Genomic DNA, 15845 nt, shown 5'->3' with positions numbered 1-15845 from the left:
ATTTATCATTCCTTAAAAAATGCTTGTTTATAATGATGAGTATGTTTTTTTGTTTTTTTATGTGTTATATGTTCAATTTCTTTTTGTATTTTATTTTTGCCTTTTTTTAATTTTTTCTTACTTTTTGCTATAACTTGACTATATGCAAATTTTTCTAAATGATGTAATAATCCCGTACCAAATAAAGTATTTACTGAAAATTTTAAACCAACATTTTTAAATGATTTGTTAATATTTTCAATAGGATTATTAATAACATTTACTACTTTATGATAAGTTCTAATAGTTCTAAATATTTCTCTATAAACTTTAAAACTATCTCTAATTACTTGTTGAATAACTGGTGGAGCAAATACTATTGCTTTTAATCATTTATTTTGATTAACTCCATAACCAATGTATCAACCACTATATCAACGATATCAATGGAATGGATGTAGTTGAGTAACAAAAGTTTTTGCTTTAAGAATACTATCAACAACTGTAATTGGTTTATATTTAGGATTGCGATGATAAATAGTAATTGCACATTTATCTAATGATAAAGGTTGAATTTTACAACCCATAAATACTGGGGAATTTAATGGAATTAATTGTGCATGTTTAATTGCTTTTTTCTCTGCACTAGTAAATAAATCAGTTGCTTTTTCTTTTAATTTATTAATTTTTTCAAATGCTTGTTTTTCTAACTTTTCAAATTTTTCTTGTAATTTATATATACTTTCTCGTAATTTTTCAAAATATGGAGTATCTTTTCAAAATTTATTTAAACCTTTTTTTAAATAAAATCTAATATCAAAATATTTAAAACTTTGATTTGCTTTTAAAACAAGTTGATGAATAACATTATTTTTAAAATTAAATTTAATAGAATTAGCACGAATTTTTTGTAAATCTAAAATTAAAGTTTTTCCATATCTATTTTCTGTGTGTATTGTATGAACTAAATTTAATCAATCATGTTGGTTCATAGATAATACTTTTTTTAAATCAGTATTATATTTTTTTAAAAAATTATTTGCTTTTTCAATATCTTTGATTTTAAATTTAGGAGTTAATTGTGAACTTAATTTTATTAATGTATTTTGTAATAATAAGTAATCTTTTAACTCCTGTGCTTCTAATTTTTGAAAATTATTTTTATATTGTCTTTCAGCAATATAACCTAAATCTCGTAATACTGTTTCACGATTAGGAGTAAAACTATAATTCATTAAATAACGTTTATTACCAATAATTTTATCTGTTAAAATTTCTTTTCCACCTACTTGACTAATAATTTCTTGTAAGTTTTTTACTTCTTTAATACCAACTTGTTCTAATGTTTTAGTTTCTTGTGCTAATTTAATAAATTTAGTTGTACGATAACCACGACTAATTTTATTCAGTCCAGCAAATGCAGGTAGTATATTAAAGAAAGTATTTAATTTTGTTACATTTCCTTTCAAATAATCATAAACTTGATTAATAGTAAAATCAGTTGTAGCATAAATACCAAAATTAATAGTACTTGCAATAAAATCACTTGCACCTAATCCAAGGGCTACACTTTCACTTAATCCACCAGTAAAAGGAGCAAGTGCTACTGCTATAACTTGTACACCAATCATTTCTAAAATTTCTCATCAAAAACTTTTATTTTCTTGTTGTTTACTTGTTCTAGTATGTTTTGGTTTATTTATGTTTAAAAGTATTGCTGTACTAGTTGTACCAATTGGCATGATATTAATTTCCTTTATTTAAGAGTTATTTTAATTGGATTTGTTGAACCTTTATAATTTAAATCATTAACATTTGAAGAAATAACTATGTATAAGTCACCTGCTTTTTGTTTTTGATTACTTACATTAGTTTTACCTTGTGCATCACTAAAATATTTAATAGTTGGATTTGTTAAATTTGGATTTAATGATTTAAGTTCATTAGTACTTTTGATTTCTGTATTTAATTCATTATTATTGTTATTAACATTTGCAGTAATATTAGTTGTTAAAGTTGTAATCTTAGTTTTTAAATCAGTTTTTTCTGTTTTAATAACTCCACATAACATTCAACGTGATGTTTTTTCATTATTAGAAATATATGGGATTGCTTCTCCAACAACTTCACCAGCAACTTTATATGCTCTTCCTGCTTTATCATCTTTAATAAAATCTACATAAATAACTGTATTTTCTATCATGTATCTTTTCATTGCTCTTGGTGTTGCTAAAATAAAGGTCATTAATTGTTGTTCATTTTTATCATTAGTAAAAATCATATAGTCATCAAGAACGATTTCACATAATACGCCTTTTACATATAAATTATTTCCATTTAAACGTAATTGTTGTGCCAACTGATTATCGGTAATTAAACCTTTATTATCTGCTAAATAAACTAAACTATCATAAAGACCATTAGTAATAAAAAATTTACTATTTGCAATGTTTCTAAATTGAAACAAAGTATTTCAAGCAGATAACATTGATTTTAAATAGCCTACTGGTCTTGTATCTTCAATATCGATTTTAGTAACAAATTTTGCAATTGCTTGTGTATCATCAATTGCTAATTTATCTGCTAAATCATTTGCAACTTCATATTGCATACTATCTAATAAATTTTGTCCATTATTTGCTTTTAAATCTACATCTGCAATAATTTCTCCTGCAAGATATTTTTTAGTTATTTTTTTACTAATTTTATCTGTATCAACATATGGTAATTCATATCTTTTACTTTTATCATCCCAAGCAATAATTTTTACTTCCGGTTTTTTTGGTTTTTTAACAATAAACTCAATATTTACTGAGTCAACAATTTCAGTAGGAAAAAAGTTTGCCCATGGACTATTTGAAATTTTAAAAAACTCTATAAATTCTGGTGCTTCTACTAATCTCTCTGTATTGTCTAAATTTTGATTAAATGGTACTGACATTTTATTTCTTCCTTTCGTTTATAAATAATTTTTCTTTTTATAATTAATTAAAAAATTTTCTTTATCATTTGTTTTATTATTATTAATAATTATTTGTTTATTGCCACCTGTATTAATTATTTCTTTAAATACTGGTTGTTCTTTAACCATTTTTTTAATAGTTTCTTCAATTTTTGAATTTTCTAAATTATTAGTTTTAAATTTTAAATAATCATAAAATTCAGTTTTAACTTGATATTTTTTAAATATATTAATCATTTCTTTTTCTTTAATTTCTTGATTAAGTTTATTTAACTTATTTTCTGCTTCATTAACTTTATTTTCTATTTCTTGTTGAGCATTATTTTCAGTTAAAGATTCAGTTGTTTGTTGAACATTATTTTCATTTTCTAACATTTAACATTCTCCTAATCTTATCCCAATAATCAATCTTTAACTAATTGTGGCATTTCACTTATTAGTTTTTTATAATCATTAACAGCATTTTCTAATGTATTGATATCAGAAAATTTAAAACAATTATCAATATGTAAATCAAAATCTCTATCAATACTGATATCTTGTTTTCTATATTTTTCATTAAATTCAATTTTTGTCATATTATTTTTCTCCTTTATTAATTTTTTCGTTTAATTTTGCTAATTTTTTTTGATGTTTTATAATTTTGTTATTTGCTCTAACATGTTTTGGAGTTGTGATAAATCTTTTTAATAAAACAATAATTTCTCTGCAAATTAATATTCCAATACTTGTTCCAATAATTATTAATTCATGTAAAAATTCTTTCATGTGAATATTTTCCTTTCAACTATTTATTTTTAATTTTTAATTATTCATCAAATTGACCACCATTAATTCTTTCAATCATCGATTTTGAATTACTTATAATGCTTACTAATAAGGCAATTTCTTTATTTAATTGTTCCATTCTCTCTTTATATGTATGAATTTCATTATTATAATATTCAAGTATTTTTTCTTTATTCATAAATTATTCACCTCCTTTATAAACTCATGTGATTATAATCTCAATTTAATGAAGCATTATCATGATTTAATGGTACTTCGCTCATATTATGACTACCATAATATTGACTTGCAGTTTCACTATTAATAGTAAATCTATTATCATTAATTAGTCTTGCAGTTTCATTATTAAATGGTGTTTCTTGCATTTCTTGAATATGATTTGTAGTTTCCATAGGTAGTAAATTATGAATAATTTCACTTGCACCAGCAATTATGGTAGGTACTGCATAAGCATTATTAAAATCATTATTTATACCCATAGCAACACCACTTGATATTAAACATCCACCAGTAGCCATATTACAAATCTTTCTTATTGTTTCAAATTTATTAGGTATTAACTCAGTTAATCCACTAATAAGATTTGAAATACCATAAGCATTTAAACTAATATATGTATCTCAATCCATTAATAACTGATTTTCTTGTTTATTTAATAGTAATCATGGCGGACCTTCTGTTGTAGTTGTGATTGGAGCTGGTGTTGTTGGAATAATAGGATTAATATTATTTTCAGTTCATTTACTATAATTTGCTAATCCAATTGTTCCTAAACCTAGTAATATTTTTTTACTACTATTAATTAATTTAGTTTTAGTATTTGGTCTTTGATTTAAATTTCAAATATCTAAACCTAATTTTTTACCAAATAATAAACTATTAATTGAACCTAATACTGGATTTGCAATTACTTGACCATAATAAGCACTTGTACCAATCATTGCACAAATTGGACTTATTCCAGTTCTAATTAATTTAGTTAAAGTATAATTTGATTGTGTATTTTCTATACTTGGCATTTTATTCTCCTTTAATTTCTAATTTTTTAACTGTTACTTTAATTCAATCTTGATAAACATCATTATCACCAACTATTAATGCAACATTACTTTCTGGGTCAGAAACAATTATGTGTTTTGATTTAACATTTGGATATTGTCTTAAAATAATTGCTCTAATATCATTACTTGTATGAATTGCTTTTGGAAATGGTGATAATATTTCAATTTCATCTTTATTTTCAAACAAAGTAGGTAATATTATCATTAATTATTCTCCTTATTTTTAATTTGATTAGCAATTTCACTTAATATTTTCAATACTTTATATTCATTTTTTAATTCTTTAATAATAAATATTAAAAATATTATTAGTGTTATACTTGTTATTAATATTGGTGCTATTAATAAAATTTTTCATAATATCATTTTTTACTCTTTTCATTTTTTAAATCATTTAACATTGATTGAACAAAATGCACGATTTTAGGAATGTTTAAAGTGTTAAAGATTTGACCAGTTACAATAATTTCATCGTTTTTGTTTAATAAAATACATCGTCTATAAAATTTTGGGTTATTAAAAATTAAAGTAACATAATTTAATCCATTTCATTGACCACGAACACTATAATATAATTCCTTATTACCTTTTTCGTAATATTTTGCTTCAATAGTGTTACTCAGTTTTACTTTTAATTTGATATAATTTTCTTTATCTTTCATTTTTATAATTTCCTTAAATAATTATCAAAAATCAATATTTTCTTATGATTTTTTAAATAATATTGAATATGCTTATAAGCATCTTGTTCATGTTTTGTTAATTTTATATTTCCTTTATAATTTGTTATTTTATTTTTATTTTTTGGGTGGTTTTCTAGATAATCTCAGTTGAAAACATTTTGTACTAATACCATTAATGCACCAATAATTTTAGGAGTTGCTAATGGATTAGTTAATAATTGTTTTGAACTTAAAAAGAAATTTTCTACAATAACTAGCTGAATTATACTTGTAAGTGCAAGTAAATAAAATTGCAAAAAATTCTCATATAAAAATTTCATAATGCTAAATTTAGTTTAGAAAAAAGTAAGGAGTTTTTATATGAGTTATAAACATCTTGGCATAGATGAAAGGATTTATATTGAGAATCAATTGAAATTTAAATTTAAAATTAGTGAAATAGCTAAAAATCTTAATCGAAGTATTAGTACTATTATTTGAGAAATTAATAGAAATAAAGATAATAATCATTATTTTTCATTAATTGCACAAAATAAAGCTGAAAATCGAAAACAATCACATATTAGTTTTCATAAGTTTAAAAATAAGAATTTAGTAAAATATGTACAACAAAAATTACTATTAGGTTGATCACCTGAACAAATTTATGGCAGAATTAAAAATTTTCATAAGGAGTGAGTTATTAGTTTTAAAACAATTTATACTTGAATTTATTTTGGAATGCTTGATAAAGTTACTAGTAAAAATTTAAGAAGAAAAGGTAAAAAACGAAAATCTAAAGAAAATCGTGGCAAGTTTAATGGTAAATCAATTAAAGAACGAGATATAAATGTTAATGATCGTATAACACTTGGTCATTGAGAAGGAGATATTATAGTATCATCAAGAGGCAAAAGCAAATCATGTTTAATAACTTTAGTTGAAAGAGTATCACGATTTACTTTAGCAATATTAGTTAAAAACAGAACTACTAAAGTTATTAATAAAAATGTCAGTTATTATTTATCAATTCTTCCTAAAAACATTGTTAAAACTATTACTTTTGATCGTGGCAAAGAATTTTCAAATTGACAACAACTTAAAAAAAATTTAGATGTAAAAATTTATTTTGCCAATCCATATTCACCTTGACAAAGAGGTACTAATGAAAATACTAATGGTTTAATTAGAGAAAAATTTCCTAAAAAATTTATTTTTTCAAAAACTAATAAAAATGAAGTTCATAAATTTATATTGTCTTTAAATCAAAGACCGAGAAAAATATTAAATTATCTTTCACCAATCGAATATTTGGATAGAAAAATAATTTAGTTGCACTTACCTTTACAATTTAGCATCATCAGTATTAAAGAATAAATAATCTAATTTATGTTGTTTACATGTTCAACAAAAATACTTTTTCATAATAGTTCTTTCTAATATATTCTGTTGCTTGTAGCATAAAGAATATATATTTTTATTTTTATATTATTAATACTATTCGTTTTATTCATTCCAGAAATTCTGGGCTCAAAAATAAATTGTGAAATTTTAAAAAACATTGAGGCATTCGATTCAATATTTATTTAATTTGTGTTTAACAAATTAATACTTTAATTGAACCGGCACCGCTCATTTTTTTTTACAAGTTTGAAATTTATTTTCTCGCCCAAAAAATTTTTCAAAAAAAATAAAAAATAAAACCAACACTTGCTCACTGGGGAGTGGCAAGGTTGGTTAAATAAAGAATAGAATTAATACAATAGGTCCCTACAACAGGTCTATATACACTAGTTTCCAATTCGCTCCCACCCCAAGAATTACCATTAATGGTTAGTATATTTTATTAGGTATCACTCCACTTTTTATTTATACATGCAAGTCCACATGTTCTAGCTACTATTTTTAACAACTGTGTTGTAGTTCACTTTTTTAGTTCCCTAACACGTGTTGATAATAGCGTTAAAGAGGGTTATTAATTATTAACTTTCTCCTACTTGGTCACTGCGTGTAGTAGATATTTAAAGGATGTTAATAATAAAAATTTTAAAATTTTACAATTACAAAAAAAGACAAGATTTTTATTCTCGTCTTTTGTCATTTATTTTTAATTTAAGGGTTTAAAAAAGAAAGGAGCTATTTTTAAAACTTTTTAGTTATTGACATCTTCAACATGCTCCCAAGGAGGGAGCGTACCGATGTTGTCAATAATATTCAAATTTGTCTTAAAATTATAAAGTTAGACGAGAATAATTTTGACTTCAATATGCAATTGTATGTTAATCTTAACACTTCAAAAATATTAGTCAACAATAATACTTACTTTTATAACTCAAAAATTCTTATTAAAGTAAACTTTAATAAGTTTTGTTTTATTTTTAGTTATTTTTGAATTTAAGTTTTAATTTATAATAACTGGATGGCAGTATTTATTTGATAGCATTTAAAATTAACCATTTTTGTATACATATCAATGTTATAGGTTCTATCACCAATCATATGTTTTAAAATTTGTTTAATATTAGTTTCAGTAAAGCAACCAATATTTTCAACTAGTGCTTGGTTTAATACACCATCTTTTGCATTAATAAAATAACCAACTTTTAATTTTTTATATTGCAAAGTTAATGATTGTAAAAAATCAATTAATTCATAATATTGACCTTTTTCAAATAAAGTTATTGCATTTTGATAGTGTAATTTAGCAATTTTATTTTTTCTTCTTCCGGCCATTATTCCAAGAAATAAAACATGAAAAGCATGGAATTTATCTAAAATAAATTTAGCATTTAAAATTGTAGCAGTTTTTCTAATTCATTTTGCACTATCTCCACAAACTACTAAATTTGCTTGGTCAAAGTTTTCAAAAAATAAATTACCATATTTTTCAATTAATTTTGCAGTTTTTTCTGCACCAATTTCTGTTTTTGATACTCTTATTTTACAAACTGCTCTTTTATTAATTAATTTTCCATTTTTCTTTTTACCAGTACAAAATACTATTAATCTCATAGAACATTTTTTACAATTTTTAGTATTGTGTTTTTCATTAAACTTAAATTTTCGATGTCCATCATCAATATTTATATATAATGTTTGATTTGGTTGTAATACAATTTTAGGAATATTAACTTTTGGTAATTCAAATTTTTGATATGTTCTGCAAACTGTACTATTACTTATTAAACCTTCAATAAAAGTATCACAAACATCACGATACTTTTTATCATCAGCAAAATATTTTAAAATTTGTTTAATGACATTAGGTGCAAGTTTACTATATTTTTTAACTCCAAGATAATTATCTAACAATGAAACAAATTCCTTTTTTTGTGTTTTTGAGTTATAATGTGTACAAATACGTCGTTTATAATTTAATAAACCCTTTTTTGCTTTTAATTTTCTTTTTCTAAATCTATATGATTTATATTCAGATTTATCACATATACTTCATAAATAATCATCTATTTTTGCAAATAATTCTTCTGTTTGTTGTAAATTTAATTCATCTTGATTAAAATCGTGTTTGTCTCAATCAAAATGATTAGTGAATGGTAGTATAAACATTTTTAATTTTCCTTTCTAAATTTTTGTTTGTTAATAATTTAAGTTTAATTTTTTTTAAAAATAAGGAGTAAATATGGCTTTTATTAGTAGTTATGGACAATTAAATAAAAAATATAATCTTAATTTTAGTGATAATAATTATGGTTTTAGTTGAGATATTTTTAAAGAATTTGTTGGTGATGAATGAGCAGAATATTTTACTACTAATTATTTTTATCGTTTTATTCCAACTGCACGGGGAACAAGAAAAACTTGAAATTGTTTAGCATTTGATTTATTTATATGCTGTAATTTTAGTGATAGCAGTGTTCAAGAAGTAAGAAGATATGAAAATACTCATAGTGAAACTACTATTGGGGCATTGATGAATGTTTGTCAAGTTTTACTAGATAAATATGATATTAATTTATTACCTAATAATCCACATGGTATTAAATGAAAAATTACTTGGCTATGCTAATGGTAATAAGATTTTTGGAAAAGAAGCAGGTGGCTCAAGTTTTTTAGGTTCAAGAACAGATGAAATAATAATGGCTGAAGAAAAAGAAACATTAACTGAAAAGCAATTAACATATCGATATGAAAGATTACAAAATTCTATGTTTAGAAGTAATCGTATTAAAGTATCAAATGAACCAATTAAAGAATGAAGTTGAACATTTATTGATAAAAATATATATAGTTCTAACTTTGGACAAAAGATTACTCGTTATTTTTATAAAAGTTTTTTCATTACTTTTACATGTAATCCTTATGATAAATACCATCCATTTTATTTAAAGTATTGCACGCCATTTTTACCATTAAATGATAAAGTGATGGAAAATCTTAAAAAAGTTGGTAAAGTTTATTATGAAAATAAAGATATGTTTAGTGGTTTAGGTTTATTTGTTTTAAGATTTACTATTCAACCATTTTGAAATAAATTACCAGATATTCAAAAAAGAACATTATTAGAAATGAAAAAAAGTAATCCTGATGAATTTAATACTGTTTTTTATGGTTTTGAATTTTTAGATAGTGATGCAACAATTTTTCCATTTCAAAAAACAGTAAAATATTGACAACCATATGATTTAAAACAATTTTATAATCAAGAAAAAGATATGTATAAATTTGATTTTTATTCAGTTGGTGTTGATTGAGCAACTGGACATAAAGACCATACTTTATTTATGATAGTTGGTTTTAAAGAATATAATAATACTGGTTATTATGATGCTTATATTATTTGTGAATTAGTTGTTACACCAAATGATTTTATTAATGAAAATGAAAAAATTAATGCTTATGTTAATGAAATTTTAGGATTAATTGATAATTTTGAAAATTTTGAACAAGCAATTTATTTTTATGATGATAAAGCAAGAACAGCAATGGATTGATTAAATCAAAAATTAATTGATGAACACAATACTATTTTAATAACACAAACTGCTATTAAACATGCTTCAAATTTAAATCAAGAAGCCGGATTAACTAATAGAGTAGTTTGAATGAGAAATATTATGAGTTATGGAAACTTTTATGCAAATAAAGATGATTTATCAAAAACAACTCAATGTTTAGAAGAATTACGTTATGATGAAACAAAAACTAACATTCCTGACAAAAATATGTATCAAGACCCATATGATGCATTATTTTATGCACTATATCCATATAAAAATGTCATTCGTGGTAAAAATAATGCTACTGTGAAAAAAAGTATCTTCACATTTGCTATATAATAAACAATTTTAATACAATTAATAGTATAGGTATCACAAAATAAACACTTTTAATTTAGGCATTATTTTGAGTTTAAAAGCATACTTATAAAAATAATAAAAAATCAGTACAATTTAGAAGTAAAATCAAGGAAAAAAGGAGTAATTTAATATGAAAACATGAATAAAAACAAATTTAAGTAAAATAACATTAGCATTAGCACTAACTGGTGCTACAACCGGAACAATAGGATTAATCATGGGGGGGTGCTTACCCATGAAAATAAAAAATTTAATTATTATCTAAAACCAAATCATGAAGTTGTTTTTGGTGATACTACAATTTGAACAGATTATTTTGATAGTAGTGGAACCAAAAAAATGAATTTATATTTTTCAAATATTCCAAAACAACCAAATCATGATGTAAAATGAGATAGTATATATATTCATGGGGTAATGTTTAGTAATCTGTGTAACTTACAAAAATAACTATGTTTAATTAATTCTAGTAAATATAATTAAATGACTAGAAAGAGTGAGTTACAGATGGCTAAAAAAGATAACTTTAATAATAATGATCCAATATCAAAATCAGTAGATTTATTATTAGAAAATACTGAAGATTTAACAACAGTTTTTAAAGAAGGGGGTTTATATAAAGAATTAACAAAACGTTTAGTTGAAAAAATGTTGAATTCTGAGATGCAAAATTATTTAGGATATGAAAAAAATCAACATAGTAATAGTGACAATGCTCGTAATGGTATAAGTTCAAAAAAATTAATAACTCAACAAGGTAAAATTGAGATTGATGTACCACGAGATCGTAATAGTAATTTTACTCCTGTAATAGTGCCAAAAAGACAGAGAAGATTTGATGGTTTTGATCAACAAGTTCTTTCCTTATATGCAAAAGGTATGACATTATCAGATATTAGAATGCAGTTACAAGAGTTATATCATGGTGCTGATATTAGTGAAAGTGTTATTAGTCAAATTACTGATGATGTGATTGATGATGTCAAAGCATGACAAAATAGACCATTAGAAGACATTTATCCCATTGTTTATTTTGATTGTATAGTAGTTAAAGTACGACAAGATAAACGCATTATTAACAAATCAGTTTATATAGCTTTAGGTGTTGATTTAGAAGGTAAAAAAGATGTTTTAGGTTTATGAATTAGTGAAAATGAAGGCGCTAAATTTTGATTAGCAAATTTCACAGAAATGAAAAATCGTGGCTTAAATGATATTCTTATTGCTTGTAGTGACAACTTAACAGACATGTCAGAAGCAATACAATCAGTTTATCCTAAAACTGAACATCAATTATGTATAGTTCATCAAATCAGAAATAGTTTAAAATATGTTTCATACAAACATCGAAAATCACTAGTTACAGATTTAAAGCCAATTTATAATGCATGTAGTGAAGAACAAGCAATGCAAGCTTTAGAATCATTTGAAAGTAAATGAAATAAACACTATCCTCAAATTGCTAAATCTTGATATAAAAATTGAGATAATTTAATGATTTTTATTAGTTATCCTCCAGAAATCAAAAGAGTGATTTATACTACAAATTCTATTGAATCTGTTAATAGTCAATTACGAAAAGTCATCAGAAATAAAAAAGTTTTTCCAAATGATATGGCAGTTTTCAAAATATTTTACTTAGCAATTGAAAATATATCAAAAAAATGAACAATGCCCATTCAAAATTGAAATACAGCAATTGCTCATTTTATGATAAAATTTGAAGACAGAATTAATCTGAACTAGTACTTTGCAAAACAAAGAAACACAGATTACTAAAAAGCCTCATTCATGGCTATTTTAATAATTAAATTTCTAAATTTATATAAGAAATATTTTCATTATATTTATCAAATAAATTAATATTTTTTAAGTCTATTTCTTGTTTGTCGGTTATTAAAATTAAATTATAATTTCCAGCACCAAATACTCCACTAACTTCAATCCGATTTAAGTTATTAATCGGGTTTTCAATTTGTAGTTCAAATTCACTATTATTATCAATTTGTAATATTTCTTTATAAAATTCCAATTTAGAAAATAATTGAGATTTATTTGAGCCATATAAATTTAAAGCATCTCTAATTTTACCTTTATCAATAATTACTTTTGTAAAGTATTTTCCATATTCACCATTTCCTAATGTTCAATCTGCTGGAATTAATGAAGGTATATTATTACTTTCTAATTCGTTTGTAATAGATAATCAATTAAATTGATTATCATCAAGTTTAAATAACTCATTTTGACTAATATCATTATTTTTTAATTTAATATTACTAATATCAGTAAAATCAAAATATTCAGATTTTAATACTATTTTTACATCTTTAAATTCTCAAACTTTATCAGGTGTAGAATGTATAGGATTTGATTTTAATTCAAAATAATAAGGTAATAATAATTTATTATCATCATTTAAACCATTATTAATAGACATTGTTGAGTAAATATTTTTTGATAACATTGTAATTATTTGTTTTAATATTTTAACTTGTGGTAAGTTTGTGTAGTTAGGATAATCTAATTCTCATTGTTTAAATAAATTAGTAATAACTTCATTTGGTTTTTGACTTTCAAATTTTGCTCTTAATTTTGCGATATCTTTTGATAAATCATTTGGGTCAAACCCATCAAAATTTCTATTATAAGTATATGTGTAACTTAACATGTCTAATAATAGTTGTTGTAAACTATCAATTGGTGGTTTATCATTTATTTCTAGTTCAACATCATGAAATTTATTAGTTGTAGAAATAAATAAATTATAGTTACCTGCTAAAAATCATGACTCTAATTTTGCATCTTTTAATTCTAGTTCATCAGATAATGGTCATACTTTTGAATTTTTAGTAACATCATAACCAATTTTAGCATTAGTTACTCTTGCATTATTAATAATTTCTTTTTTTGTTTCAGTTCCACCACCAATAGCAATTAAATCTAAAACTGATTTTTCTTGTCCTATAAATTGTTTTGCTAAATTTCATGGTAAGATTTGTTCACTAAATCATTGTTGTAATATTCTAACTTTTGGTTGAGTTTCAATAGGCATTGATAATAGTGGAAATGCTATCTTATCTTTCACAAATAACTTTTGGGTATACTTCCATATTGTCAACTTCACCAAGTACTTTTATATTGCCAAAAATCATGCTTCTAGGGGCTTTAATTTTTAAACCAATTACTTTGGTATCTTTATCTAATGGTTTTTGTAATTTAATAATGATTGGATAACCATCTCTTGTTTTAAAATCTTTAATTTTTATAATAGTTATACTTTTAGTACTTCTTGTTTTTGGATTTTGATAAGGTTGTGAATAATTATTAATGATATACAAATTATCAATATTATTTTCAGTTAATGGTTCATTAATACTAACTGCATATAACTTAAATTGATTTAATAAATTTATTTCTTGAAATATTAAATTTTTAATATCAGTCATACTATATTCAATTGTATTATCATTAATATTTGTACTTGCTCTTTGATTTAATTGCATAGTAAAGTCTGATGTTTCAACAGCAGTAGCTTTTAATACTTTATCAATATCAATAAAACCAATTTTAATAGTATTTGCTGAAAATCTTAAACTATTATTTTCATTATTTTTAAATAAGCGTTCAATTTCATAAATATATAAAGTTCTTTTTTTAAATTCATCGTATGCTCTATTAATATCTGGGTCACTAGTAGCGCGCATCATATTAGTAAAGTCATAAGGAATATTATCAATTAAATAATCATTTTCTACTTCTGCTTGATTAAGTTTAGTTTGTTTCTGTTTCTGAGGAAACTTCGTTTGTGGTTTGTTGTTGTTTTCCATTGTTATCTCCTATTAATTGGTTATTTTCGGGGTTAAATAATTTTAATTTAACTGTTAAATTATTAATTTTTTGTTCATCATTAATGTTAAATGTTTTACTATTTAATAAATCTTTATCCATACGTACTAATATTTGAATAAATTTAAGAATATCAATATTAAATTGTCATAATTTTTGTTCAATGTAATTAATAGTTGAAATATTTACTGCTGTACTTTCTGGAACTGATTGTTGTGCAGATTTTTTTTGATTTGGTATATGAATACCACAACGTTTAAATATTTCATTAACATTTCAATCGTATATATCAGTTAAATTCTTACCTTTAAAATTACTATTTGTCATATTGATATTTTCGTTTTGTTCATTATTATCTCCGCCACTTTTAAATATGTAGTTTTTAGTAACTAATGTTCTTACTGCTTCTTCTAATGTTGATTGAACATTACCATAAGTTTGATTAAAAATAAATTTAGGTGAGTTTAAAATAGTATCTAAAACAATTTGTTCATAAATAACATCTAATGCTTTAATTTTATCCATTACTTTATTACAATCTGCTAACTCATTTGCTTTATTTCGCATAATTGATATTGGTATATAATTAATATTTAATTTTTGTTCTTGTAATAGATTAGGATTATTAATAAATGATTTAAAATCTAATGGAAATTGTTTTTTATTATCACTAATACTATAAATTGAGCGATTAATTGTTACTTGTTCATTATTTAATGTATAAATTTCAAATAATCTTACAGTTTGTGCATTTTGTTGATAACTATCATAAAAAATAGTACATTGAGTTAATTTACCACCAATATCATAAACTCTTTGTTGTATATCTACTACTTGAAAATATAAATCATCATTAGCAATATAAATTAAATAACCACTAATTCCTAATTTGCTTAATTTAAAAATAGAATTTCAATTTTTTCTATAAAATTCTTGTTGAATTAAGTATTTTTTAATAGTTTCATTATTAATATCTAATGGAGCATTATATAAATTAGCATTATTTTCTGCTACAAAATCAGTGAAATAAGTTTCATGATTAAAATCATTAAAACCAAAATAATTTAAAATTGAAGCATGAGTACTTTTATTTTTATTATTTAAAAATTTTACTTTTTCATTTTGATTATCACTAATATTACTTTTATCTTTTCTAAAAAATTTACCTAACATAATATTCACCACCTTTCTTAAAATATTTGATTAATTTTTAATATGATTTTTA

General features: G+C 23.1%; 21 protein-coding genes. 6 read left to right on the top strand and 15 right to left on the bottom strand.

The genetic code is table 4. From position 1 onward, the window contains the following. Positions 1-2: 2 nt before the first annotated feature. Genes AACK95_RS02185 through AACK95_RS02135 form a run of 11 tightly spaced genes read right to left on the bottom strand, consistent with a single transcriptional unit; the run spans position 3 to position 5794 of the window. Positions 3-1721, bottom strand: coding sequence for a hypothetical protein (locus AACK95_RS02185; RefSeq protein WP_338980564.1), 1719 nt, complete (start codon positions 1719-1721; stop codon positions 3-5). Positions 1722-1735: 14 nt separating this feature from the next. Then, positions 1736-2920 (bottom strand): hypothetical protein, encoded by a 1185-nt coding sequence (locus AACK95_RS02180; protein WP_338980563.1) that lies wholly within the window; start codon positions 2918-2920, stop codon positions 1736-1738. Between the two features lie 18 nt (positions 2921-2938). Continuing rightward, positions 2939-3316: a hypothetical protein gene (locus AACK95_RS02175; protein ID WP_338980562.1), complete on the bottom strand. Its 378-nt coding sequence runs from the start codon at positions 3314-3316 to the stop codon at positions 2939-2941. Positions 3317-3333: 17 nt separating this feature from the next. Then, positions 3334-3519 carry a hypothetical protein gene (locus tag AACK95_RS02170; protein ID WP_174480219.1) on the bottom strand — a complete coding sequence of 62 codons (186 nt, stop codon included), beginning with the start codon at positions 3517-3519 and terminating at the stop codon, positions 3334-3336. Between the two features lies 1 nt (position 3520). After that, positions 3521-3709: a hypothetical protein gene (locus AACK95_RS02165; RefSeq protein ID WP_338979693.1), complete on the bottom strand. Its 189-nt coding sequence runs from the start codon at positions 3707-3709 to the stop codon at positions 3521-3523. 40 nt (positions 3710-3749) lie between these two features. Next, positions 3750-3908: a hypothetical protein gene (locus tag AACK95_RS02160; RefSeq protein WP_286640945.1), complete on the bottom strand. Its 159-nt coding sequence runs from the start codon at positions 3906-3908 to the stop codon at positions 3750-3752. Between the two features lie 16 nt (positions 3909-3924). Beyond that, complete coding sequence (locus AACK95_RS02155; RefSeq protein ID WP_338980561.1) at positions 3925-4749, bottom strand: hypothetical protein; 825 nt, start codon at positions 4747-4749, stop codon at positions 3925-3927. A gap of 1 nt (position 4750) precedes the next feature. Continuing rightward, entirely contained in the window at positions 4751-4996 is a 246-nt protein-coding gene (locus AACK95_RS02150) for a hypothetical protein (protein WP_338980560.1), read from the bottom strand. Next, positions 4996-5157: a hypothetical protein gene (locus tag AACK95_RS02145; RefSeq protein ID WP_338980559.1), complete on the bottom strand. Its 162-nt coding sequence runs from the start codon at positions 5155-5157 to the stop codon at positions 4996-4998. Before AACK95_RS02145 ends, AACK95_RS02150 begins: the two co-directional genes overlap by 1 nt. Further along, positions 5133-5453, bottom strand: coding sequence for a hypothetical protein (locus AACK95_RS02140; RefSeq protein ID WP_338980558.1), 321 nt, complete (start codon positions 5451-5453; stop codon positions 5133-5135). Before AACK95_RS02140 ends, AACK95_RS02145 begins: the two co-directional genes overlap by 25 nt. A gap of 2 nt (positions 5454-5455) precedes the next feature. Further along, complete coding sequence (locus tag AACK95_RS02135) at positions 5456-5794, bottom strand: hypothetical protein (RefSeq protein ID WP_338980557.1); 339 nt, start codon at positions 5792-5794, stop codon at positions 5456-5458. A 40-nt stretch (positions 5795-5834) separates the two neighbouring features. Between AACK95_RS02135 and AACK95_RS02130 the strand changes: the two genes are divergently transcribed. Continuing rightward, positions 5835-6785, top strand: coding sequence for an IS30 family transposase (locus AACK95_RS02130; protein ID WP_338980556.1), 951 nt, complete (start codon positions 5835-5837; stop codon positions 6783-6785). A gap of 1074 nt (positions 6786-7859) precedes the next feature. Here AACK95_RS02130 and AACK95_RS02125 read toward each other — a convergent pair. Further along, positions 7860-9020, bottom strand: a complete 1161-nt coding sequence (locus AACK95_RS02125; RefSeq protein WP_338980574.1) for an Mbov_0401 family ICE element transposase-like protein — start codon at positions 9018-9020, stop codon at positions 7860-7862. 73 nt (positions 9021-9093) lie between these two features. On the opposite strand from AACK95_RS02125, the gene AACK95_RS02120 reads away from it, so the two are divergent. The 5 genes from AACK95_RS02120 (at position 9094) to AACK95_RS02100 (ending at position 12517) form a co-directional block, all read left to right on the top strand. Then, positions 9094-9480 (top strand): hypothetical protein, encoded by a 387-nt coding sequence (locus tag AACK95_RS02120; RefSeq protein ID WP_338980573.1) that lies wholly within the window; start codon positions 9094-9096, stop codon positions 9478-9480. Continuing rightward, the gene (locus AACK95_RS02115) at positions 9446-10750 is read left to right on the top strand and encodes a hypothetical protein (protein WP_338980572.1); all 1305 of its coding nucleotides are present in this window, start codon (positions 9446-9448) and stop codon (positions 10748-10750) included. The genes AACK95_RS02120 and AACK95_RS02115 overlap by 35 nt, the downstream gene beginning before the upstream one ends. A gap of 151 nt (positions 10751-10901) precedes the next feature. Continuing rightward, positions 10902-11036, top strand: coding sequence for a hypothetical protein (locus AACK95_RS02110; RefSeq protein WP_338980571.1), 135 nt, complete (start codon positions 10902-10904; stop codon positions 11034-11036). Next, on the top strand, positions 10997-11221 hold the full coding sequence (locus AACK95_RS02105) for a hypothetical protein (RefSeq protein ID WP_338980570.1): 225 nt from the start codon (positions 10997-10999) through the stop codon (positions 11219-11221). The genes AACK95_RS02110 and AACK95_RS02105 overlap by 40 nt, the downstream gene beginning before the upstream one ends. Before the next feature lie 57 nt (positions 11222-11278). Continuing rightward, entirely contained in the window at positions 11279-12517 is a 1239-nt protein-coding gene (locus AACK95_RS02100; RefSeq protein WP_338980965.1) for an IS256 family transposase, read from the top strand. Between the two features lie 61 nt (positions 12518-12578). On the opposite strand, the gene AACK95_RS02095 is transcribed toward AACK95_RS02100, so the two are convergent. From AACK95_RS02095 to AACK95_RS02085, 3 genes are read right to left on the bottom strand one after another with little or no spacing between them, the layout of a single operon-like run. Then, a complete protein-coding gene (locus AACK95_RS02095; RefSeq protein ID WP_338980568.1) occupies positions 12579-13859 on the bottom strand; it encodes a hypothetical protein in 1281 nt (426 codons plus the stop codon). Beyond that, positions 13849-14601, bottom strand: a complete 753-nt coding sequence (locus tag AACK95_RS02090; RefSeq protein WP_338980567.1) for a hypothetical protein — start codon at positions 14599-14601, stop codon at positions 13849-13851. Before AACK95_RS02090 ends, AACK95_RS02095 begins: the two co-directional genes overlap by 11 nt. Beyond that, a complete protein-coding gene (locus AACK95_RS02085; protein ID WP_338980566.1) occupies positions 14546-15793 on the bottom strand; it encodes a hypothetical protein in 1248 nt (415 codons plus the stop codon). Before AACK95_RS02085 ends, AACK95_RS02090 begins: the two co-directional genes overlap by 56 nt. Between the last annotated feature and the right edge of the window lie 52 nt (positions 15794-15845).

It is taken from the genome of Spiroplasma endosymbiont of Lasioglossum malachurum, from assembly GCF_964020065.1.
Classification (GTDB): Bacteria; Bacillota_I; Bacilli_A; order Mycoplasmatales; family VBWQ01; genus Spiroplasma_E.
Note: the sequence above shows the minus strand (reverse complement) of the source record. Positions and strands in the feature narration are given on the sequence as shown.